The organism is Bacillus multifaciens (assembly GCF_030756675.1).
GTDB lineage: Bacteria > Bacillota > Bacilli > Bacillales > Bacillaceae_G > Bacillus_A > Bacillus_A multifaciens.
Window position 1 is genome coordinate 18,910 of record NZ_JAVBXD010000040.1, and the last position, 21,970, is coordinate 40,879.

21 protein-coding genes and 1 pseudogene are annotated in these 21,970 nt (G+C 35.0%); 18 read left to right on the forward strand and 4 right to left on the reverse strand.

What is annotated here, in order from left to right; translation table 11 throughout:
• The first annotated feature begins 82 nt into the window (after nucleotides 1-82).
• The 7 genes from Q9306_RS20135 to Q9306_RS20165 all read left to right on the forward strand — a co-directional run bounded on the left by Q9306_RS20135 (nucleotide 83) and on the right by Q9306_RS20165 (nucleotide 8,226).
• Entirely contained in the window at nucleotides 83-931 is an 849-nt protein-coding gene (locus Q9306_RS20135; RefSeq protein ID WP_306201707.1) for an exonuclease, read from the forward strand.
• Nucleotides 932-1,761: 830 nt separating this feature from the next.
• A complete protein-coding gene (locus Q9306_RS20140; RefSeq protein ID WP_306201709.1) occupies nucleotides 1,762-2,313 on the forward strand; it encodes an AarF/UbiB family protein in 552 nt (183 codons plus the stop codon).
• 340 nt (nucleotides 2,314-2,653) lie between these two features.
• Nucleotides 2,654-3,310: a PIG-L deacetylase family protein gene (locus Q9306_RS20145; protein ID WP_306201711.1), complete on the forward strand. Its 657-nt coding sequence runs from the start codon at nucleotides 2,654-2,656 to the stop codon at nucleotides 3,308-3,310.
• On the forward strand, nucleotides 3,307-4,632 hold the full coding sequence (locus tag Q9306_RS20150) for a glycosyltransferase family 4 protein (RefSeq protein ID WP_306201713.1): 1,326 nt from the start codon (nucleotides 3,307-3,309) through the stop codon (nucleotides 4,630-4,632). The genes Q9306_RS20145 and Q9306_RS20150 overlap by 4 nt, the downstream gene beginning before the upstream one ends.
• On the forward strand, nucleotides 4,622-5,797 hold the full coding sequence (locus tag Q9306_RS20155; protein WP_306201714.1) for a carboxylate--amine ligase: 1,176 nt from the start codon (nucleotides 4,622-4,624) through the stop codon (nucleotides 5,795-5,797). Before Q9306_RS20150 ends, Q9306_RS20155 begins: the two co-directional genes overlap by 11 nt.
• Nucleotides 5,798-5,802: 5 nt before the next feature.
• The gene (locus Q9306_RS20160) at nucleotides 5,803-6,858 is read left to right on the forward strand and encodes a phosphotransferase (RefSeq protein WP_306201744.1); all 1,056 of its coding nucleotides are present in this window, start codon (nucleotides 5,803-5,805) and stop codon (nucleotides 6,856-6,858) included.
• Nucleotides 6,859-6,897: 39 nt separating this feature from the next.
• A complete protein-coding gene (locus Q9306_RS20165; protein ID WP_306201716.1) occupies nucleotides 6,898-8,226 on the forward strand; it encodes a glycosyltransferase family 4 protein in 1,329 nt (442 codons plus the stop codon).
• A gap of 363 nt (nucleotides 8,227-8,589) precedes the next feature.
• Here Q9306_RS20165 and Q9306_RS20170 read toward each other — a convergent pair whose 3' ends face one another.
• Nucleotides 8,590-9,681, reverse strand: a complete 1,092-nt coding sequence (locus tag Q9306_RS20170) for a DUF3900 domain-containing protein (RefSeq protein WP_306201718.1) — start codon at nucleotides 9,679-9,681, stop codon at nucleotides 8,590-8,592.
• Between the two features lie 431 nt (nucleotides 9,682-10,112).
• Between Q9306_RS20170 and Q9306_RS20175 the strand changes: the two genes are divergently transcribed.
• Nucleotides 10,113-11,021, forward strand: coding sequence for a VanW family protein (locus Q9306_RS20175; RefSeq protein WP_306201720.1), 909 nt, complete (start codon nucleotides 10,113-10,115; stop codon nucleotides 11,019-11,021).
• 130 nt (nucleotides 11,022-11,151) lie between these two features.
• Here Q9306_RS20175 and Q9306_RS20180 read toward each other — a convergent pair whose 3' ends face one another.
• Nucleotides 11,152-11,670 (reverse strand): GNAT family N-acetyltransferase, encoded by a 519-nt coding sequence (locus tag Q9306_RS20180; RefSeq protein ID WP_306201722.1) that lies wholly within the window; start codon nucleotides 11,668-11,670, stop codon nucleotides 11,152-11,154.
• A gap of 267 nt (nucleotides 11,671-11,937) precedes the next feature.
• Between Q9306_RS20180 and Q9306_RS20185 the strand changes: the two genes are divergently transcribed.
• The 6 genes from Q9306_RS20185 (at nucleotide 11,938) to Q9306_RS20210 (ending at nucleotide 17,838) form a co-directional block, all read left to right on the forward strand.
• Nucleotides 11,938-12,411: a hypothetical protein gene (locus Q9306_RS20185; RefSeq protein ID WP_306201725.1), complete on the forward strand. Its 474-nt coding sequence runs from the start codon at nucleotides 11,938-11,940 to the stop codon at nucleotides 12,409-12,411.
• Between the two features lie 269 nt (nucleotides 12,412-12,680).
• On the forward strand, nucleotides 12,681-14,132 hold the full coding sequence (locus tag Q9306_RS20190) for a M36 family metallopeptidase (protein WP_306201746.1): 1,452 nt from the start codon (nucleotides 12,681-12,683) through the stop codon (nucleotides 14,130-14,132).
• A 310-nt stretch (nucleotides 14,133-14,442) separates the two neighbouring features.
• Complete coding sequence (locus Q9306_RS20195; protein ID WP_306201748.1) at nucleotides 14,443-15,639, forward strand: multidrug effflux MFS transporter; 1,197 nt, start codon at nucleotides 14,443-14,445, stop codon at nucleotides 15,637-15,639.
• Nucleotides 15,640-15,802: 163 nt separating this feature from the next.
• On the forward strand, nucleotides 15,803-16,144 hold the full coding sequence (locus Q9306_RS20200) for a magnesium transporter (RefSeq protein WP_306201727.1): 342 nt from the start codon (nucleotides 15,803-15,805) through the stop codon (nucleotides 16,142-16,144).
• A gap of 192 nt (nucleotides 16,145-16,336) precedes the next feature.
• Entirely contained in the window at nucleotides 16,337-17,596 is a 1,260-nt protein-coding gene (gene ilvA, locus Q9306_RS20205) for a threonine ammonia-lyase IlvA (RefSeq protein WP_306201729.1), read from the forward strand.
• A 14-nt stretch (nucleotides 17,597-17,610) separates the two neighbouring features.
• On the forward strand, nucleotides 17,611-17,838 hold the full coding sequence (locus tag Q9306_RS20210; RefSeq protein ID WP_098917418.1) for a hypothetical protein: 228 nt from the start codon (nucleotides 17,611-17,613) through the stop codon (nucleotides 17,836-17,838).
• Between the two features lie 35 nt (nucleotides 17,839-17,873).
• Here Q9306_RS20210 and Q9306_RS20215 read toward each other — a convergent pair whose 3' ends face one another.
• Nucleotides 17,874-19,199 (reverse strand): ArsB/NhaD family transporter, encoded by a 1,326-nt coding sequence (locus tag Q9306_RS20215; protein ID WP_306201732.1) that lies wholly within the window; start codon nucleotides 19,197-19,199, stop codon nucleotides 17,874-17,876.
• A gap of 260 nt (nucleotides 19,200-19,459) precedes the next feature.
• Between Q9306_RS20215 and Q9306_RS20220 the strand changes: the two genes are divergently transcribed.
• The 3 genes from Q9306_RS20220 (at nucleotide 19,460) to Q9306_RS20230 (ending at nucleotide 21,084) form a co-directional block, all read left to right on the forward strand.
• On the forward strand, nucleotides 19,460-19,810 hold the full coding sequence (locus Q9306_RS20220) for a YojF family protein (RefSeq protein ID WP_306201734.1): 351 nt from the start codon (nucleotides 19,460-19,462) through the stop codon (nucleotides 19,808-19,810).
• Nucleotides 19,811-19,822: 12 nt separating this feature from the next.
• On the forward strand, nucleotides 19,823-20,488 hold the full coding sequence (gene bshB2, locus Q9306_RS20225) for a bacillithiol biosynthesis deacetylase BshB2 (RefSeq protein ID WP_306201736.1): 666 nt from the start codon (nucleotides 19,823-19,825) through the stop codon (nucleotides 20,486-20,488).
• 335 nt (nucleotides 20,489-20,823) lie between these two features.
• Nucleotides 20,824-21,084: a YuzF family protein gene (locus tag Q9306_RS20230; protein ID WP_020063069.1), complete on the forward strand. Its 261-nt coding sequence runs from the start codon at nucleotides 20,824-20,826 to the stop codon at nucleotides 21,082-21,084.
• A gap of 197 nt (nucleotides 21,085-21,281) precedes the next feature.
• On the opposite strand, the gene fabZ is transcribed toward Q9306_RS20230, so the two are convergent.
• Nucleotides 21,282-21,710: a 3-hydroxyacyl-ACP dehydratase FabZ gene (gene fabZ / locus Q9306_RS20235; protein WP_306201738.1), complete on the reverse strand. Its 429-nt coding sequence runs from the start codon at nucleotides 21,708-21,710 to the stop codon at nucleotides 21,282-21,284.
• Nucleotides 21,711-21,843: 133 nt separating this feature from the next.
• Between fabZ and Q9306_RS20240 the strand changes: the two are divergent.
• Nucleotides 21,844-21,970: pseudogene (locus Q9306_RS20240) on the forward strand (ketoacyl-ACP synthase III); the annotation flags it as partial.

Below are 21,970 nucleotides of genomic sequence, written 5' to 3' on the forward strand. Positions count from 1 at the left end.
TACCCTAAATATGAGTGATTGTTAATACATTTTAGAAATAAGGGATATACTGTTAAGAAGCGATAAGGAAGAGGTATGTAGTATGTACGAACCAAAATATTATATTGTATTTGATATTGAGCGGAATTTTAGACCTTATCAATCAGATGCTCCAACGGAAATAGTTGATATCGGAGCTATTAAGATTGAAGCAAGTACAATGAACCCCATCGAAATTTTTTCATCATTAGTGAAACTAACGGCATCCCTATCTCGCCATACAACAAAATTAACAGGAATTACAAAACAAGATGTAAAAAGTGCAGAAAAATTTCCGAAAGTAATTGAGAGATTTTGTACGTTTCTTGGAGAAGATTATATGTTTGTAACTTGGGGAAAAGAGGATTATGGATTTCTAACGGAAGATTGTACACGACATAATGTGAAATGCCCGGATCTTGAGAAAGAAAGAAGATTTGATTTGCAGAGATTTGTATTTCATGCATATAAAGAATTATTTTTAAATCCACCCAGTTTGAAACTTGCAGTAGCACATTTGAATTTAGAGTGGGAAGGAAAACAACATCGCGCCTTCGACGATGCCAAGAACACAGCAAATATTTTTCTTACAGCAGCTAAGCAAAAAGACATCCGTAAACGTTACAAGAGAGATGTGGAAATTATCCTTGTGAAAAATGGTTCTTTGACTGAGAAGGGTAAAAAGAAAATGAAGAGATGGGTATTTAAAGAGGTAAAAAAAAGAGGACAATCCCAAATGACATGGGATACGTTCATAAATAGTAAGACATGGGAGAGTGTATCAGAACAATATTATTTTGATCATACGACTTTACTACTACTACAAAATTATTTTCATACTGCTTTAAAAAAAGCAAAGCAGCAACTTCAAATATTGGCTTCAATGAATAACCAAGAGAATAAAACAAAATAGGTGCTATAAGAAAAACGGATGTTTTATACTACTGAAAAAGATAGATTATGTGCAATCAGTGAAGGGGAAAGAATACACTGATTGCAGTTTCATTTGAGATTAGTGAGCTGTTAATAATTACTTCATGCAGGAGAGCTGTTCCGTCCAAAGAAAATAAAAAGTAACTCCTCTAAACTTCCTGTGGTGCAAATTGGCCTACACGTTTTTCTAATTTCCTCATTAAATAAACATATACATTAAGGTCAAAGACGAAAATTAACCCTCCTCATCATACAGATTTTCATATCGATACAAAAGGATAGAAATATAAATTTGCGAAGATAGTATAGCAACTTCTCTTTTTATCATCAATAAACAAGAGGAAACATCGATTGTGAACTTAAAATAAACTGTAAAATGCTCATTCATCCTGAAAATAATAAGGAATCCTCATTTATCCCGCTATTCAAGCCTCAAGATGTAGAGAAAAATGAAGAAAATCTCCAGTGATTGCAGTTTCACTTTATTGAACACAGCAATTAATCAAACTATGAAAACGAAGAAACTTGTCTATGAATATTCCAATACTAGTAAGAATGATTAAATTATTATTTTCGCTTTATATCTGATAAAACACTATTCATTTGTTTAATGGTAAAAATGTAATAAAAAACAGTTAGTAGTACGCCTCTTGTTAAAACAAAGAAACTCCACTATTCTTCAACAGCTATTCTTTTTTTCAAATGGAATCAATTTATAAAAATATATATTAATCTAGGGTACATATGCGAGTGATGAATCATAGAATATGAGATGAAGCGATTTCTAAATTACAGTTAAGGAGAAATAAAATGAAAGCATATTTTAGTAAAAGAAGAGTCAGTAGAAGAGATATAGAAAAATATAATCTCATTGGGAGCGGAAAAGATGGGGAAGTATATCAATTAACCGATAATAAATGTGTGAAAATATATTTTATGGAAGAAACTCAAAAAAAAGAGTTGCAGGCTCTTAAAATTGGACAATCTTCACCTGTTATTCCACGACTTTATGAATATGGAGAAAATTATATCGTTATGGAGTATGTACAAGGAATTTCACTTGCTCGTTACTTGAAAAAAGAAAAAAAAATTACAGAAGATTTAACTGGAAAAATATTAATAATGTTAAGTGAATTAAAAAAGATAGGCTTTACACGATGGGATACGGAAGTGAGACATGTTTTAATAAATGAAAATGGTCAGTTAAAAGTAATTGATCATAAAAGAGCTTTTACTTTAAATAGAAAGGTTCCTACCAAATTATTAAAAGGGTTTGAGAAATTTGGATTGGCAAACGATTTCTTAAAAGATGTGAAGAATATACAGCCTTCTGTTTACAATACATGGATGAAGCGTCAATAAAACATGAAGTGCCTTATACTTCATGTTTTTTCGTAGTTAAACTACCGCTATATTTTTTGATTACTTCTTTTTACAATGTATGAGTGATAAGGATCCCCTCTGAAAATCGTTAAAAATTCAAAGAAGGAAAGTGGGAGATAACAGTTGGTATGTGCCTAATTAGCAAGAGATTTTCATCAATGATGAAAAGTTTTCTTTATCACATAGAGAGAAATGCCCATGTAAATGTACGGCTGAAGTAGTGGTTATTAGTAATAAATAAAAACAAGTTTTCCGCTAATGACAGTTTCTTTTTGTAGTATTAATCATAAATTAAGTAGTACAAGGAGTGAAAATACTAATGAAAGAGTGTATTTTAGTCATTGGCGCACATCCCGACGATGAGTTATTAGGATCTGGCGGTACTTTAAAAAGATTAGTAGAAGAAGGACATCAAGTAATTTCAATTATTACTGCTCTAGGAAGAAAAGAGGAAGCACATCACATACAGCAACTAGGCCGCTGTGCAAATAAGGAAATTGGTATTGAAGAAGTGATATTCCTCGAACATGCTAATTTAGAGTTAGAATTAATTCCATTACATCAATTAACGAAAGAAATTGAACAGTTAATACAAATTCATAAACCAAGCAAAATCTTCACCCATCATTATGGAGATCTGAATATGGATCACTATGTTACTTTTCAAGCGGTTTTGACTGCGACTCGCCCTCTACCAAACCAACAGCCAATAGAATTGATTACATTTGAAACCGTTTCTTCGAGTGAATGGAATATACACACGAATGATAAATCTTTCAAGCCTAATTATTTTGTCAATATTACAGATCAAATAGATTCAAAGATTACGGCGCTTAAACATTATGATGTAGAAATGAGAGATTTTCCTCATCCGCGTTCATACAAAGGGGTTGAGTATTTAGGGAGGGTTAGAGGAATGACGATTGGCGTACCATACGCCGAAGCGTTTGAAGTAATAAGGAGGGTTTGGAAGTGAAAAAGAGATTTGAGTTCCCTTATCCTTATATAATCCAAACATTGGATAAGTATTACGGAGTTAAATCATACTCATTACAAAAAAAGAAAAGTACAGCAGAAGAACGTTATACAGAGTCAAAGGGGTCTAAAAAGAAGAAACTTTCAATATTAATCGCTACATTTTGGGACTATCCTCATACTGGCGGACTATCTAATTATATTACAGCACTTAGTGAAGGATTAAGAAGACAAGGACATCACGTTGATATTATCTCTCCTAATCACTTTTCTAGCAGTCAAGTGGAGAGGCTTCGCGAAGGGATTGTTCCTGAGTTAAAAAATTTTTTAAAAGAACGATATGGAAGTTATAATAGCACAATTATCAAAAATCAAAGAAATATGTATATATATGAAAGAACGATTCGTGAAAATATCAAATTTAAAAAATATGACGTCTTCCATGCGCAAGATTTGTTTACAGCTAATATATTAGGAAGAATCAATGAATATTATGGAAAAAAATTGATATTTACTCCCCATGGAATGTTTACTTTTAATCGGGTAAAGTTCGGCATGTTTAAAAAGGATTCAGTAGAAGAATTCTACCATATGGCATTAGAAAGAAAAGCAATTGAATTTGCCGATCACCTTATTATTCTCAGTGATTCATTTCGTCGCCCATTAATGAAGTTAGGGGCAAATCAAGAGAACATGACAACCGTACTGACAGGTATTGATTATCCTGATAAGTATCAAACAAAAAATACATCTTCAACCCGTAATAAAATTGTTATTACATGTGTGGCTAGATTAGGACCAAGAAAAGGTCATAATGTATTACTTGACGCCATTTCACAGATGGAAAGCAAATATAAAGATAAAATTAAATTGCTTATTGTCGGCGATGGTGAGATGAGAGAGAAATTAGAAGAACAGGTTCATTCTTTGAATCTTTCCATGGTGGAATTTTTAGGGCAAAGAGATGATGTACCAGATATTTTAAGTAAAACAGATATTTTTGTACTTCCAACTTTAAATGATAGCCTCCCAATTTCAATTATTGAGGCAATGCATAGCGGGCTTTGTGTTATTTCGACGCCATCAGGAGGTATACCTGAACTTGTTAAAGACTCTAAGACAGGCATTCTTGTCGATGCAGGAGACGCAAATAAACTGGCACGTGCATTACATTCTGTTATTGCAAATCAGCAGGAGCGGGAAGAGCTGGGGAAAAATGCAAGAAAATTTGCTCAGAAGTATTTAACTAGGGAGACTATGGTAGCAAACATCGAAAACATCTACAAAAAGGATTTAAGTAAGGAAGAGTTCAATGAATCATGAGCATGCAGCAGTTGTACTGGATTTAAGTGCAAATGGAATTGGGATTATTAGAAGTTTGGCGAGAAAAGGAATTAGCGTTTATGCATTTGATGTAGAGAAACCTTATAAAATAGGAAAATCGCGCCTTGCTACATGCGGAATATGCCCAAGCCCTTTGTATGAAGAAAATGAATTACTAATTTTTCTAATCAACTTGGCTAAAGAATTTAAAGTGAAACCTGTTTTGTATACAGGGGCAGATGATTATGTGATATTCATTTCAAAATATCGAATGGAGCTCTCTAACTACTTTTTATTTTTGTTCCCTGAACATTCGTTGATTGAAGAAACACTAAATAAACAAAAAGCATATGAACTAGCAGTCAAACATAATATTCCGTGTCCTAAAACGTATGTAATTACGAAACAAGAACAATTGGAAGAAGCAATATTGAACGTTGATTTTCCATGTATATTAAAGCCGGTTTTGGGTCATGAGTTTCGAAAAAAGATAAACCAAAAGGCTATTCTCATTCAGAATGCAGATCAACTGAGAAATGAGTATCAATCATATCGACAGCATGGAAAGCTCATAATTCAAGAAATTATTCCTGGTGACAATCAATGCTTTTATAAAGTTGCGACATTTTATGACGACAACATGGAGTTGCTTGCGTTATTTTCCTTACAAAAAAATCATCAATTCCCAGCTGAATTTGGAACAGGAGCGCACATTGTTAGTAAACAAGTACCAGAATTAGTAGATATATGCTTGCCTTTTTTTAAAAACATTGGTCTTAAAGGTATTGCTATGGCTGAGTTTAAAAAGGATCCTCGGGATGGTGTTTATAAATTTATTGAAATAAACCCGCGCTTTTGGTTAACTCATAGTCTCACAGGGCCAGCTGGCATCGATTTTGTTTACATGTATTATTTATATTTGACAAAGCAAAATCCAACGCCGAGACTCAAACAAATAGACGGTATTAAATGGATTTATCTTGTTCGATATTATTTAACATTTCGTCATAAGAAAAAAAGAGCTGAAATGAAATGGAAAGACTTTTATAAAGGATTGAGAGGTAAAAAAGAGTTTGCTTTGTTTGCGTGGGATGACCCAATGCCATTCATTAGAAGCACATGGTCTCACTTGGTAAATGCCTGGAAACGAAAGCGAAAGGAATGAAAATATTGTACGAAGCAGAAGTATTGTCCGGTTACCTTCAAAAGTTAAGAATTGCAGAAAAACTCTCTTATTCAATGAATAAGAGAGTTGTAATAGATTCTAATAAAATAGAGTGTTTAAAATCAACAAGAAGAAGTAGCATTTATAAATTGTTTATTCAAACAAAAGCTGATTACTATCCAATCATTTTAAAAATATATAATTCAGCAGATTACAAAAACGAAATAGAGATTAATATGTATAATACAGCTTATCCTATATTGAAAGAATTTCTTCCTGAAATATATCATATTGAACAAAATCGCAATGAGACTTGGATATTTATGGAGTTTGTACGTCAAATACGTGGTCAGATTACCTTTTTACCGAAACATTTTGACTACATTATTCCCACGGTTGCTAAACTTCACGCACACACATTTGAAGACAATTATAAAAAACATAAATATGCTTGGAAAACTTGGCTCCCTATTTATGAATCGAGCCGCATGAGGAATGATCGAACGAAACAAATTGAAAAGACGATTGATTTTCTCGATGCTGGAATGAAAGACGATCGGTTAAGGGGAATTATTAAGCCTCATTATAAATCGCTAGTAAAACTATGTAACAAAGGGCCGGATTTTTTTCCGGAACTGTTTGAAAATGGTTCGTCAATAACGCATGGCGATCTTCATTTGCAAAATATTTGTAGTAATAATGTATCACTACATGCACCGTGGCATATTCAGTTTATCGATTGGGAGTCAACTAAATATGCACCTGTCTGGTTTGATATGGTTGTTCTAGTTGAAATTTTATTAGGCTTCAGAAAAGATTGGCAAAGCAGTGCAGAAGAAATTCGTACACATTGTGTGGAAGTTTATGCAAAAGAAATGCAAAAGAATGGCATAAACTTTAAAACAAATCCAATGGACCTTTATAAAATGGCGTATTTGCAAAGAACATTAGAAAAGGGACTGCATACTCAGCTGCGAAGAATATTTGATAACCGCGGCGGTGAATTATTACCATATCATCTTGAAAAAATATCTACCTGGGGAAGTGAATTAGGTTTATAGCATATTTACAATTTTCATCATCAGCTGAGTAAGGAGGAGATGCTTCTGAATACAGCAAAGGAAAGACGGAATGAATGTAATTATCCATTCCATACAAGCCTACTAAAAATTATGGATGAATACTATCAAATAGATAATAAAAATGATCGTATTACCGAACCGTTTCAGACGTTTGAAATAAAAAAAGATAGTACACTAAGTAAAACAAGCAAACTAAAAATTCTTTATGTAACATTTTTGAAATATCCTAATACAGGGGGATTATCTAACTATATTACTTCTTTAAAAACAGGCTTTGAAAAGTATGATCATGACGTAGAAGTCATCTCTCCTACTCAAATGACAGCAGTTCATTTAGAGAAAGACATTCCGAAGGCTGCAGAACATGCAAGGGATTTTATGTTACAAAGATATGGGATAGTGAATGAAAAAATTATAAAAAACACGAGTTTTTTAAATGTTTTTAAGTCTTTTTTAAGAGAAAAAAGCTTAGAGCAATATGATGTCTTTCATGCACAAGATTTATTCGCGGCCTTTTTATTAGGACAACTAAACCTAGAGTATAAGAAACCACTATTTTTTACACCGCATGGGCATTTCACAATGAGCCGATTAAAATTTGATAAAATAGAAGAAGGATCAATTGAAGAAGCGTATTTCAGTGAAATTGAAAAACAGGGAATAAGAGCGGCTGATCAAATCATAACAATCAGCAATTCCTTTCATATTCCTTTAAAAGAATACGGAGCAAAGACAGAACAGTTGATTACTGTTCATACAGGTATAGATTTTCAGCAAGATTCAAAATCTAAAACGAAGTATAATAACAAACTTGTCATTTCCTGTGTTTCTCGCCTCTCGCCTAGAAAAGGTCATGATATTCTTCTAAAAGCACTCTCACAAATTCAACAAGATTTAACGAATGTAGAGATATGGATTGTTGGGGATGGTGTCATGCGAGAAAGGCTAGAACATCAAGTAATAGAACTTGGACTTGACAATGTTAAATTTTTTGGCAGAAGAACAGATATACCAAAAATTCTTTCTGTTTCTACAATCTATGTATTACCTACTATTAACGATAACTTTCCAATTTCGGTTATTGAAGCTATGTTTTCTCGTCAAGCTATTATTACAACAAATTGCGGTGGCATACCGGAAATGATTCAAAACGGAAAAACAGGGATCATTTGTGAACCCGGAAATGTGCAACAACTTTCCGATGCTATTCAATTGCTTTTAACGAATAAGAGCCTTCGTGAACAATTAGGAAGAGAGGCTCAGGCTTATTCACGGCAACATTTAACTCAAGATGTGATGGTTTCAAAGATTGAAAGTATATATTACTCTTTTATGAACAATATATAGAATGCATTCAAATATTTGAGTTGAAAAACGACATGAAAACCCTTTTCTTTTTAGGGGGGCGAAAGCGACTGGCCATGCGGAAAAGCGGTCAGGGCCTTTTTCTGCCACATGCGAAGTTTAAACAAAGGGAGAAAGTGAGTGTAGAATCTATTTTTCTGCATAGCAATCTATATGTCGAAAAGTCAATATGGATTTATATAGAAACGACCAAAGTATATTCCTATTACATGTAAAGTTGAAAAGAAAAGGGAAAAACGAGTGCGTGTTTATTACACGCACTCGTTTTTAATTCATATAAGGAAACCTTCTAAAAGACAAAAAATATATTTGGGGTAATAAAACGTTCAAAATAGTTTTAAAATCTTATTCTCCTTCTCCTATACCATACCCGTATTGCTGCTTCTTCTCAATTCGCTCAATTACATCCTGCAGCTCATCGGGTTTCAAAAATTCAATAGGGGAGAAGCCTTTTTCAAACGTAAGCGTATCCGCCTCAATCATCAATACATATTTATCCTTCACTTTCGCAATATGAACTTGGTCTCCAAAATCCGCAAGCAATGCTTTCACTGAAATATGGTCTGCCTTTAGCTTTAATTCGATTTCAGGAGTATGCTCCACAATTTGTGCTGTAGCTTCCATTACTTCTTCTGTTGTGAAATGCTCCATAATTTCACGCTTTGGACTTGCGGCCCACACTTCCATTGCTTGGTCGAATTGTTCTCGTTCTTCTGTGCCTTCTTCAAAGACGTCTTCAATTTGGTCGTATACCATATCCATTACTTGTGTTTTCATAATTTCTGGCATGGAACGCTCGTACTCAACGAATTTTAAGAAGTCTTCGAAGTAGCGGGCGTGTGATGCTTGGTGGATTTTTAGTTCGCCTACTTCTACGATGCCTTCTTCTGGCATATATGGATATTGAATCGACTTCATATTTTTCGTTGTGATTGCCATCTCAACATTTCGAATTAGTGTTGCTTCGTCGGAAATAGAAGCAACTTTTGGTTCGAAGTCACATTTCATTACAAAGACGAATGGATCGTCGAAGTATTTGCGAAGTTTTGCTTGGACAACGAGAAATACACCGCCGCGTACTGCGCTTGTATCAATATATGTATAGACGAGCGGTTCGTTTGTATCCTTAAATGTTTCTTTCGTTTCTGCAAAGCGAATACGGTTAAAAAGGTTGTAGTTCGGGTTTGAATCTAATTCATGACCAACTTCAACAATGAAGCGGCCAATTTTTGTTGGGACTTGTTCACTTTTTGGATGACGGTCTACTTTTCGCTTCGAAATTTTTAACAATTCTCCATCTAGAAAGTCTTTTAATGGACTGTCATCATATTCTTCTGCATCTAACGTTTGAAAATGCTTATAACGTTTATCAGCTTGTTCGCCTTGTCCGTCTACTTGTACGACGTAAAAGGAAAGAAAATTTATTTCAAAATCCATGATTATCACCTTGTTTCATTTCGTTAACTCTTTTCAGTATAGAGATGGAGAAAACATTCGTCAATTTACTAACGGTGATGTATTCATTCGTGAGTATGATGGACACTTCTGAATAATACGTTGTCTTTATCTTAAAAATAATCATTTTTTACTACATTTTTAAGTAATATTGGTATAATAAAATATCGAATGTATAAAAATTGTCACAGTGTATTTTTTGGTATATACTGGGTGTGAGGCGTTGGATTTTTAAAGCACTTAAGAATGTTGTAAGGAAATATGTGTAGACTTTTATGAAAGAAAAGAGTAACTTAAGATATGGTGCAAATACGACAGTAATACATAAAATTCATTTTAAAAAGTAATGTAATTATACATACATAGAATTGTTGAAACTAGAAAAAAGATAGAGAATAGAAGGAGAGAGTAATTTGTTACGTAAGGCTCGTATTTTAGTGTTAGGGACATTATGTTTAGGCGTAGTCAGCGGGTGTAATGCAAAAGCTAGTGAGGTTACATTAGTAAGTGGCATTGGTGATCATACTGTAGAAGCAAAAGCGGAGGTTAATAAAAGTATTAGTTTAGTAGATGGTAGAACTGGAAAAGAAGTAAAAAAGATAGATTTAGCTAGTTTAGGTTATTTCGAAGATGAAAAAACATTTAAAAAAGAAGTGTCTAAGGTAGTTAGCGAAGTTGCAAAGAGTGTAGATACAAAGATGGTTCCTTCTCGTATGAAAAGTGACGGTACATGGGTAGAAGGAAAGCCTTCTTATGAATTAATGGAAAAAGAGTTAGTTGATAAATTGATGAATGCTGGAATGTGGGAGTCTTCTTATCAGTTGCCGATTGTAGAGAAAAAACCTGCAGCAACACCGGAGAGTGGAAGTGGCAACGGAACAGTAATCGGAAGATATGAAACGAATTTGGGTGGTTCTACAGGTGGTAGAATTGAAAATATTCGTTTGTCTGCAAGTACTGTCAATGGAGTTGTATTAGGAAAAGGAGATAGATTTTCCTTTAATTCTTTAGTCGGAGATACTACACCTGATAAAGGTTATCAGTTAGGTAAAGAGATTGTAGATGGTAAACTAGTGGATGGATATGGCGGAGGTGTATGCCAAACTTCATCTACATTGTTTAACGCTGCAGATCAAGCTGGATTAAAAATGGTAGAGAGATCAACACATTCCAAAGAAGTAGGTTATGTGCCTAAAGGAAGAGATGCGACAATTGCATATCCGTATTTAGATTTAGTATTCGAGAATGCAAGCGATAACCCGGTAAAGCTTGTAATGTACATGGATGGTCAGAAGTTAGTTGCAGAGGTACGTGCTGTATAGGTGTAGGTATTGAACTCTTTTTAGGAAACTTCCAAAAAGGTAAATTGAAGTAAATAGATGTATACAAAAAGGTGCTTTTTATGTAAGCACCTTTTTGTGTTGACATGTAAATGTATCGTTACTTCATACGTTATAGCTCAATCCAATATCTTTTTACCACATTCCCGTCTTCTTCAATATAGTTTGAATCAGGTATACCCCCATTTTTGATAATGGTCTTTTCAGAACCAATATTACTTTCGTCACAGACGACAAGAACCTTTTGAATGCCTAGTTCTTTCGTTTTTTCTAATGCTAAACCTAATAGAATTGTAGCGTACCCTTTTTGTCTTTCAGAAGGGCGAATACCGTAACCGATATGCCCGCCGCAATCCAATAGTTTCTCTGTTAATTGATGGCGTATATTTACAGCACCAACAATTTTTTTATTCTCAGCAACTAACCAATAAGTAGAATCAGGTACCCAATCTTTAGGAAGGTTTTCACCTTTTTCTGAGTCTAATAGAAACTGAATCATACCATGAAAATCTGTTGGGTCTTTACTAATGACCCACGGCACCATATTTTCCCCGCTATTTTTCCACTCTTGATAGAAATTTAAATACTCATCTTGTAGTTCCAGTGTAGGTTTTACTAATGAAACATTCATTTGCATGCCCCTTTAATGTAGAATATTTATAATATTATAACGTTTATTATGGGTTTTGAAGGATAGGGTCTGTTTTTGAAGTGATAGCTGTTTCTACTTTAGTGAGATGAGTATCCTTTTTCATAGAATCGATTCATAGGTGAGAAAATAAAATCGAACTGTACTAACTAATAATCACATTTCCAGATTATTTTTCTGTATTCTTTCTATAATATCAATTAATATATATAAAACAATATTAATTCAACAAACTAGGAGTGAGACGTAATGAACTACCAACAAATAGAAATGAAAACATTAGAGGGGAAAAAATTAAGTAGATTGAAATCATATATAGCAGAAACAAAATCTGTTTTAAAAAATTCCTTACATATTAATCCGCTTATAAAGAATAATCAAAAGAACAGTGAGAGAGAAATTAGATATTATGCGATAAATTCTTGTCTAACAAAATTAAATCATTATATTGATTTGACTTTTGAGGTAGCTGGATTTTCCGAAGAAGAAATTAACAAAAATGTTTTTACCGGAGAAAAAGTAGTATCTCTATTAAAGTTCATTGACTTCTCAATCCATAACAACAAAATAAATATGAAAACATTGAAAGATCGTGAATTTTGTATTTTTTCTGATGCTGAACATACGAATCTGTTTTTATTACAAGCTAAGCACGAGATGTTAGTGTATGCGGATATTAAAACTTGGATTATTAATTCACTTTCATATAAGGAATATATATAGACTATAGAGAAGTGAATGATTGATAAGGAATAAAGAAATTTTATTAGTAAGGTTCTAAGGTAGGGTTTTTATGTCTTTGTAAAACATTTCTTTTTTTAAGAAAATTATTGAGAAAATCTTTCTTTAATTAAGTTTAAAGAAATCAAAAAGGTAAAATATTGTCCGCTCTAGAATTACTCGTACATTCGAAATAATTCTAGAGTAGGAGAGTGATAGTTTTGTTGAAAAAAGTTGTCACAGTTGCTACCGTAATTCCATTGATTTTTGGTATGATTCATACTGTTTCAGCGGTAGAAGAGACACAAGGAAAAGTGCAAAATGTCTCACTGCAAGAACAGGCAACCGAATATTTGAAAATGAATGCAGCGCAGTACTCTTTGAAGTCGGATGTATCAGATTTACAATATGTTTCTACGACGGATACAGAGGTGGCATCTTATATTAGGTTTCAACAAACGGTAAATGGATTTCCTGTATTTTCTAGACAACTAACCGTAACGTTCAATAAAGGAGGAGAAGGTGTGTTGGCAGTTTCGGACTACCTTCCTGTACAGAGTGTGAAGCAAATTAAGCAAAAGCTAAGTGAAAAAGAAGCGGAAGGGAAATCTACTCAGTATCTTGAAGCTGATGATACGAATTTATGGGCTCCAACTACGCGGGAGTTTGGATATATCATAGAAGAAGGTGTGGCAATTCCTGTGTATCGGGTTGTCATTCATTCGCAAAAGCCGTTTGGTGCTTGGGAAACATTTATTGATGCGGAAAATGGGAAATTACTTAAGAAAAAAGATTTAAACCGAAAAGCAGAAGGACAGGGGAAAGTGTTTCTACCAAACCCTGTAGTAACGAGTGGAAACTTGGCTGGATTGGCTGACAATAAAGACTCAGATTCTACCGCATTGAATAACCAATTGAAAACGGTCACTTTAAAAGGTCTTAATGGGTCAGGCTATCTAGTTGGAGATTATGTGACGATTGCGTCGAAAGTAAAAACGTATTCTGCTTCTTTTCAATATAACTACACACGATCAAATGATAGATTTGAAGATGTGATGGCATATTATCATATCGATACTTTGCAGCGATATATACAACAAAATGGGTTTAATAATATTAACAACCGTTCTATTAAAGCAAATGTGAATACATCTACAGCAGATAATTCTTTTTATTCGCCTTCAACTAAGGCGCTGACATTTGGTTCCGGCGGAGTTGATGATGCAGAAGATGCAGGAGTGATTGCTCATGAATACGGTCATTCTATACAAGATAATCAAGTTCCTGGGTTTGGGAACTCTTCAGAAGGCGGAGCTATGGGAGAAGGGTTTGGAGATTTCTTAGGAGCTACATATGAAGATGCTGTATCAGATACAGGTTATGGAAAAGCTTGTATTGGAGAATGGGATTCAACTTCATATTCCAATACGAATCCAACTTGCCTTCGTAGGTTAGATAATAATAAAGTGTATCCGAAAGATATCGTAAATGAAGTTCATGCGGACGGTGAAATTTGGTCACAAGGTGAGTATGACATGGCGCAAGCTTTTGGCCGAGATATTGCGACAAAGATTATTTTACAATCGCATTGGTCTCTTACTCCTAACGCTACTTTCCGTGACGGTGCTAAAGCAATTAAGCAAGCAGATGCTCTTCTTTATGGAGGACAGCACGGTGCAGAAATTGATCGGATTTGGACGGCGCGAGGCATCAGTACAAACTAGTTGTAAAATAGTGAATATAAAGGGAATAGATCTAGAAATATAGAAGGTAAAGGATATCGACATTTGTTGATATCCTTTTATATATGTTTGAAATAGAAAAATATCGAGTAAATTTATTGACAATAAACATAATTGTAACTAAAATAGTTACATCTTATTTGTTATTCTAAATTCTTGTGAAGTGATGCAGATGAAAAGGATATACGTAATTTGAAACGTAAAATGTAACTTCTAGTAATGGGAGTTTGTTTCATTCTGCACGCTAGTAAGGGAAAAAAGGAGGTTTATATAATTGCAAACAGAATTACAAATGAAAGTACAAATCGCAAAAGATAAGCGAATCATTTTAGCGATCATTCTCGGAAGTTTATCTGCGATTGGACCGCTTTCTATTGATATGTATCTTCCTGCTTTTCCAGCCTTAACAGACGATTTGCATACGACAAGTGCGCTTACACAGTTAAGCTTAACAGCATGTTTGTTGGGAATTGCGTTAGGGCAATTGTGGGTCGGTGCATGGAGCGATCGCCAAGGAAGGAAAAAACCAATTGTAATTGGTCTTGTTATTTATGCGGTTACGTCATTCTTATGTGCGCTAACACCGTCTGTATGGGCGCTCATTGTTTTACGTTTTATGCAAGGGGCAGCTGGTTCAGCGGGGATTGTACTTTCACGTGCGATTGTGAGAGATTTATACACGGGTTCAGAGCTTACGAAATTCTTTTCTGCTTTAATGTTAGTAAACGGAGCTGCTCCAATCTTCGCGCCTATTATTGGGGGGCAAATTTTAAGCTTTGCTTCTTGGCACTGGGTATTTATTGTATTAGGTATATTAAGTGGACTTATGTTGTTAAGTGTTATTTTTATATTGCCAGAAACGTTGAACGAAGAAAAAAGAACCACAGGTGGATGGGGAGAGAGTTTATCACATTATAAACGCTTATTACAAGATCGTGTATTTATGGGATATGCACTTTCTCAAGGGTTTATTACAGCAGCGATGTTTGCTTATATTTCAGGATCACCGTTTGTCATTCAAAATATTTTTGGTGCTTCGCCGCAATTATATAGTTTGTTTTTTGCGATAAACGGTTTTGGTATCATCATTGCATCGCAGGTTACAGGACGTTTAGCAGGAAGAATTAATGAACGTACTTTATTAGTAACAGGCCTTCTGTTGGCATTGTTTGGAGGCATGATTCTTCTTCTGATAATTTTATTGGCACCTTCTTTAATAGGAGTGTTAATCTGCCTCTTTATGATTGTTTCTAGTGTAGGGATTGTAGGGACGACGGGCTTTACGTTGGCTATGCAAAATCAGCAAAAGGCAGCAGGAAGCGCTGCGGCTTTACTAGGACTGTTACCTTTTATCTCTGGCGCTGTAGTAGCACCTTTAGTTGGTATTCAAGGAGAACACACGGCTGTACCGATGGGAATTACCATTGTTTGTTGTCATATCGGTGCGATGCTTAGCTTTATCATTTTAACGAAACGAAATCATGATTAAAAATTTCATTTATAAAATTGTGATCTTTTAATTTGGTTGTACATGCAAGGGCAAGTATACGGGGGTTAAATACAGCTGCAACATTATGGTGTTCTGCAGCTGTAGGACTCTTGTCGGAGCGGTTTTTTTTAAAATAGCTATATTAGGAGCATTTGGTGTTTTAGTGGCTAATATTTTCCTCCGCCCAGTTGCGCTATTTATGAATAAGAAATTAACTGATCAAATGCCAGAGACAATGAGCTATGCATTAACTGCAACGTGTTCTAATACTGATGAAGTTCATATTAGATTGTTGCTCATGCAAATGTTCAATACAGAAGAGATGGAGTTAAGAGAATTATATAGTGAAGAAATTGAAGATGGTAAAAAAGTAACGATTCACGCAGTTTTACACTGTGATGCTAAGAAGGCGGTTTTAATTGAAAAAGTAGTAAATGGCCTTAGATTAGAAACAGGCGTTACAGCTACCGGATGGAAGTCTCTTTCTGGACAAGAGGTTGATTAAAAAGATACAAGTAAAAAATTTTGGACATGTCAAAGAGCTATTTCATGAAGGTGGAAACGCCATCATGAAAGGATGAATCAACATAGCGGGTATGTTGATTCATTTTGATTTAAACGATGTTTGAAAAATTTAGATTATTCTGTATAATGTAAAGCAAAACTTTTTAAATTATACAGTGAGGCGGTCAAAGATATGAAAAATGTGAAAGAAATGATCAAAATTGAGGATATTCTCGTTGCGTATAATATGTTAAAAGATGTGATTCGAAATACATCTTTAGAGCGCGATCCAATTTTATCTGAGAAATATCAATGTAACGTATATTTAAAAAGAGAGGACTTACAAGTGGTCCGTTCTTTCAAAATACGAGGTGCCTATAACTGTATTAGTAGTTTACCGATAGAAGATGTGAAAAAGGGGATTGTCTGCGCAAGCGCTGGTAACCATGCACAGGGCGTAGCTTATACATGTCATAAACTACAAATTCCAGCAAAGATTTTTATGCCAAATACAACACCAAGTCAAAAGGTATCACAAGTACGCTTTTTTGGAGGAGATTACGTAGAGGTTATATTGCAAGGAGATACATTTGACAGCTCATATGGGCAAGCTGTGAAATATTGTGAAGAATTTGGATTAACATTTATTCATCCGTTTGATGATCCAATGGTTATTGCAGGACAAGGGACGATTGGTGTAGAAATTTTACATGATACGGATTGTGCGATTGATTATATGTTTATGGGAATTGGCGGTGGAGGCTTAGCAGCAGGAGTTGGAACATACATAAAAGGGGTTAGTCCTTTAACGAAAATTGTTGGAGTGGAACCAGAAGGTGCTGCTTCGATGAAAGAGGCGTTTGCGAAAGAAGAGGTTGTCACGCTTCCACATATTGATTCATTTGTGGACGGAACAGCGGTTAAACAAGTTGGTTATCTTACATATGAAATTTGTAAACGCGTACTAGATGATATTGTTGCTGTGCCAGAAGGAAAAGTATGTACGACATTACTTGAATTATATAATAAAAATGCAATTGTTGCCGAGCCATCCGGTGCATTGCCAATTGCAGCGCTTGATTTATACCGAGACGAAATTCGTGGGAAGACAGTTGTTTGTATTGTAAGTGGTGGCAATAATGACATTGATCGAATGCAAGAAACGAAGGAAAGATCATTAATTTATGAAGGACTAAAGCATTATTTTATAATCAACTTTCCCCAGCGGCCACGTGCTTTGCGTGAGTTTTTAGATAACGTTCTCGGAGCAAATGATGATATTACGCGTTTTGAGTATACGAAGAAAAATAATAAGGATAATGGTCCAGCACTAGTTGGAATTGAACTGCAGAAAAAAGAAGATTATGAACCTCTTATTAGAAGAATGGAAGAAGAAGGAATACGTTATATGGAAATCAATCACAATCCGACATTATTTAATCTATTGATTTAAAAGGAGACTTGAGAATGAATTTAGAAAAAAGGAAGTCAGCTGAAGAAGAAATCGTAGAATTAAAGGAACTTGTGAAAGAGTTGCATGGTTCCATTCATCAACTGCAAGCAGAAGTCCAGCAAATGCGGCATGAAAGACCAGTTGTACAAATGAAAAAGGGAATTGAATGGACACCAACAATGGTCGGTCAAGTTGGCGGTATTATTTTAGGTGGTCTAGCAATTATCGGTATCTTTTGGTGAAAAAGAAAGGATTGCAGCTTTAGCCGCAATCCTTTCTACATTAAATAACGTAAATAAATATATGCATGTGATAAAAGTAGTGCAACAATTGTTAATGGTAACCCAATTTTTAAGAAGTCCATGTATGAGAAACCGCATCCTTCACGTTTGGCAATACCTGCTACAACGACGTTGGCAGAAGCACCAATTAGCGTACCGTTTCCTCCTAAGCAAGCTCCAAGTGATAATGCCCACCATAGTACTTCAATTTGCTGAGAATCCGCTGAAAGTCCAAGTCCACTTGCTAAGTTTTGAATAAGCGGAATCATAGTTGCGACAAACGGAATGTTATCAATTGTAGCAGAAGCGGCCCCGGATACCCATAAAATTAAGATAGATGCATAACCGATATCCCCATTTGTTACGTCCAATACTTTTTTGGCAAGTGAGGAAATAAGCCCGATATCAACAAGTGCACCGACAAGAACGAATAAACCAGCAAAGAAGAAAATCGTTACCCATTCAATATGTGCAAATACATTTTCTATTTCGTGCTCTTTTACACCGATTAGCATTAAAAGGACAGCGCCAAGTAGGGCGATAACGGCAGCATCAACATGAATAATAGAATGGAAAATGAATCCAAGTATTGTTAGTCCTAAAATGGATAGAGACTTAACGAGTAAGCTGCGGTCGCGAATATAATCAGTTTCATTTAAAGACATCAATTTCTGAATTTGTTCGTTAGTTGTTTTTAATTTGTTACGATACATGATATATATAATAAGTAACGTAACAGCAGAAATAATAACAACAATCGGTGCTAAATTCAGTAAAAATGCGTTAAAATCAAGATGCTTATTTGCAGATCCAATCATAATGTTTGGAGGATCGCCAATAAGCGTTGCTGTTCCGCCGAGATTCGAAAATAATACTTCTGAAATTAAAAACGGAACAGGAGGTACCTTCAAAATACGCGTAATCGATAATGTAACAGGTACAACTAATAAAACTGTCGTTACATTGTCTAAAAATGCAGAACCAACTGCCGTTAAGAGGGATAAAAGCAGTAAAATTCGAATTGGCTTTCCGCCCGCAGCTTTAGCAGCTTTAATTGCCACATATTCAAAGACGCCAGATTGACTTGTAATATGTACGAGAATCATCATTCCAATTAATAGAGTGATTGTTTCCCATTGAATATGTGTGGTAAAGGCAGTATGTAAATCTACAATTCCCATAATTACCATAATGGCAGCCCCAAGTAAAGCAATAACAGCACGGTTAATTTTTTCAGAGATTATAAAGCCATATGTGACTAAAAATACAGCAATGGCAAAATAGTATTGCCAGTTTGCAACTTCATGTGCTGAATGATCCAAAGTGTTCACCTTCTTTTTAAGAATCCTATACATAGTATTGTATAAAAATGTCGAAATGCATCCCTCTGCATAAATATTATTGTAGCAAATTCGCATACAGAAAGAAATGAAAATACTGAACACATCAAAAATGAAAAATTTCACATACCGTATCGGATATAAAAAAGCAAAAAAATATGCAAAGTAATCATTGTCCTCTATTATAAGAGATAGCAATTTACATTATTTTTTCGTAAACTGATTAAAAGAGGTGAAATCCGATGGAAATAATAACAGATACTTCTGTCGTACAAAGTGAAATCGAACGTTTTCTAAATCAAGATGTATACCTTCATTTAGAAACGACAAATGGTGCATATGCTTCACATGTAAATGAAAAAACGATGACAGTTGGGGCATTCATTCGTAATGCAGTGATTCGCTTTGAACGTGGTAAGATTACTGGGACGAATCCATATCGCATAGGGTTAAAAATGGAGCATGGCTGGGTATATGCAGAAGGTGTGACACATTGGGAAAAAGATGAAAAAAATCGTCTTTTATTAGCAGGCCATGATGAAAAAGGGCGTCTAGCGGTTGCAATGCAATTAAGCTTAACGCTGTTTGCATAAGGAGTGGAGATTATGGAAAGACACGTACTTGTAGTATTTCCGCATCCAGATGATGAATCATTTGCGGCGGGAGGAACAATTCGTCAATATCGAAATAATGGAGTCCCTGTTACGTATGCTTGCGGGACACTTGGGCAAATGGGGCGGAATATGGGGAAAAACGTATTTGCCAATCGCGAAACGATTCCAAACATTCGTAAGCGGGAATTAGAAGAAGCATGCCAAGCGATGGGAATTGAAGATTTACGCTTACTTGGCTTCCATGATAAAACGTTAGAATTTGAAGATGTTGAATTTGTTGCGGATAAAATTCAAGAAGTAATTCGCGATGTAAATCCGTCTTTAATCATTACGTTTTACCCTGAGCACGGCGTACATCCAGATCACAATGCATTTGGCCGCGCAGTTGTTCGCGCGGTAGAACGTATGCCAAAAGAAGAACGCCCGGTTATTCATGCAGTGGCTATCACGAAAAATCGTGAAGAAGCGCTAGGGAAGCCAGATGTCGTTAACGATATAAGCGATGTATTACCGCAAAAATTAACAGCACTTCGTGCGCATCGCTCACAAACAGAAGCGATGTTAGAAGAAATGGAAGCAAAACTAAAAAAACAGGATCCAGCGACGACAAAATGGTTACAAGGTGAACAATTTTGGACGTATAAATGGGAATCATAAGCAATATAAATCCAAATTAAAAAACCGACATAAAACCATCTTTTTTAGGTGGGCGAGAGCATCTGGCCAAGCATAGAAGCGGTCAGTTCCTTTTACTTCCAAATGCGAAGTTTAAACAAAGGGAGAAAGCGAGTGGCAGCTCTTTTTTTTCTGCATAGCAGAAATCTATATGTCGGAAAATCAAAATGGATTCATATTGAAGCAGTAAACCTTCTAGTTTTCATATTATATCGAGATGCCGTAATGATGGCATCTCTTTTCTTTTTTTAGATAGGCACATCGGTCTATTTCCTTTCATACAATACAAGCGAATTGTAGAAAGAGGGGGATAATAAATGGATTATTCATACGAAGATGTGTACGGAGATTTTCGAAATGGTTATCAGTTGAGCGGAGAAGTCGTTTCTAGCGTGGATCCATACGTTGTGCAAACATTACAAATGATTGTCGGGAAAAATGTTGTTGTCGACACAATGCGCGGCAGTTTGCAGGGCATGTTAAAGGCTGTTAAACCAGACCATATCGTGATTGAAGAGGAAGATACACCGTTCTTTATTCGGATGCAGCAAATTGTTTGGATCACGCCGGAAGAATAATGCGGAGGAAAGAATCTTTATCTTTTATACATTTGTAATGATGGTAATAACCAAGAAGTTGTTTGGGGTGTAGAGTGGGTTAAAAAAAGTTTGATAAAAATCACCTCGTGAGATATCGCTATCTGAAGAGGTGATTTTTTGTGTAAGAGAAAAAGAGTAAATTCTATAGAAAAGAAGGTAAAGATTATAATAAGTTTTTAGGCTTTCTTATTGTTGTAAAGAGCGAATGTAACTTCTGCTTCACAAGCGATTTCTCCATCTACAAAAGCAACAGCGTTTGCTTTTGCGATTAAACCACGGACTCTTGTTATTTCTACTTCTAAACGTAATTGATCTCCAGGGTGGACTTGTTTCTTGAAACGACAACGATCAATACCAGCAAATAACCCAATCTTTCCTCGGTTTTCATCTTTCATTAACATAATAACTGCACTTACTTGTGCCAACGCTTCCACAATTAGAACGCCCGGCATTACTGGATAATCTGGAAAGTGACCATTAAAGAATTCTTCATTAGCAGTGACATTTTTAATTCCAACTGCGCGTTTTCCTTCCTCTATTTCAAGAATGCGATCAACTAGTAAAAGCGGGTAACGATGTGGAATAATTTCTTGAGTATTGAACATAAATCCCTCTCCTTTATACTTTCATGAGTGGTTATTTAAGTACCGTTATTTTGTATTATTAGTAAGTTTTAGAACCTAGTACTAATATTAAATTATAAAACTAAGTGTAATATTAGTAAAGGGTGAGAAATAAATGAGGTCAAGAACAAGAATTCCAGCTATTTGTACCTATGTACCTGAAAAGAAGTTAACAAACTTTGAGCTTGAGCAAATGGTTGAAACAAATAATGAGTGGATTATTCAAAGAACAGGAATTCATG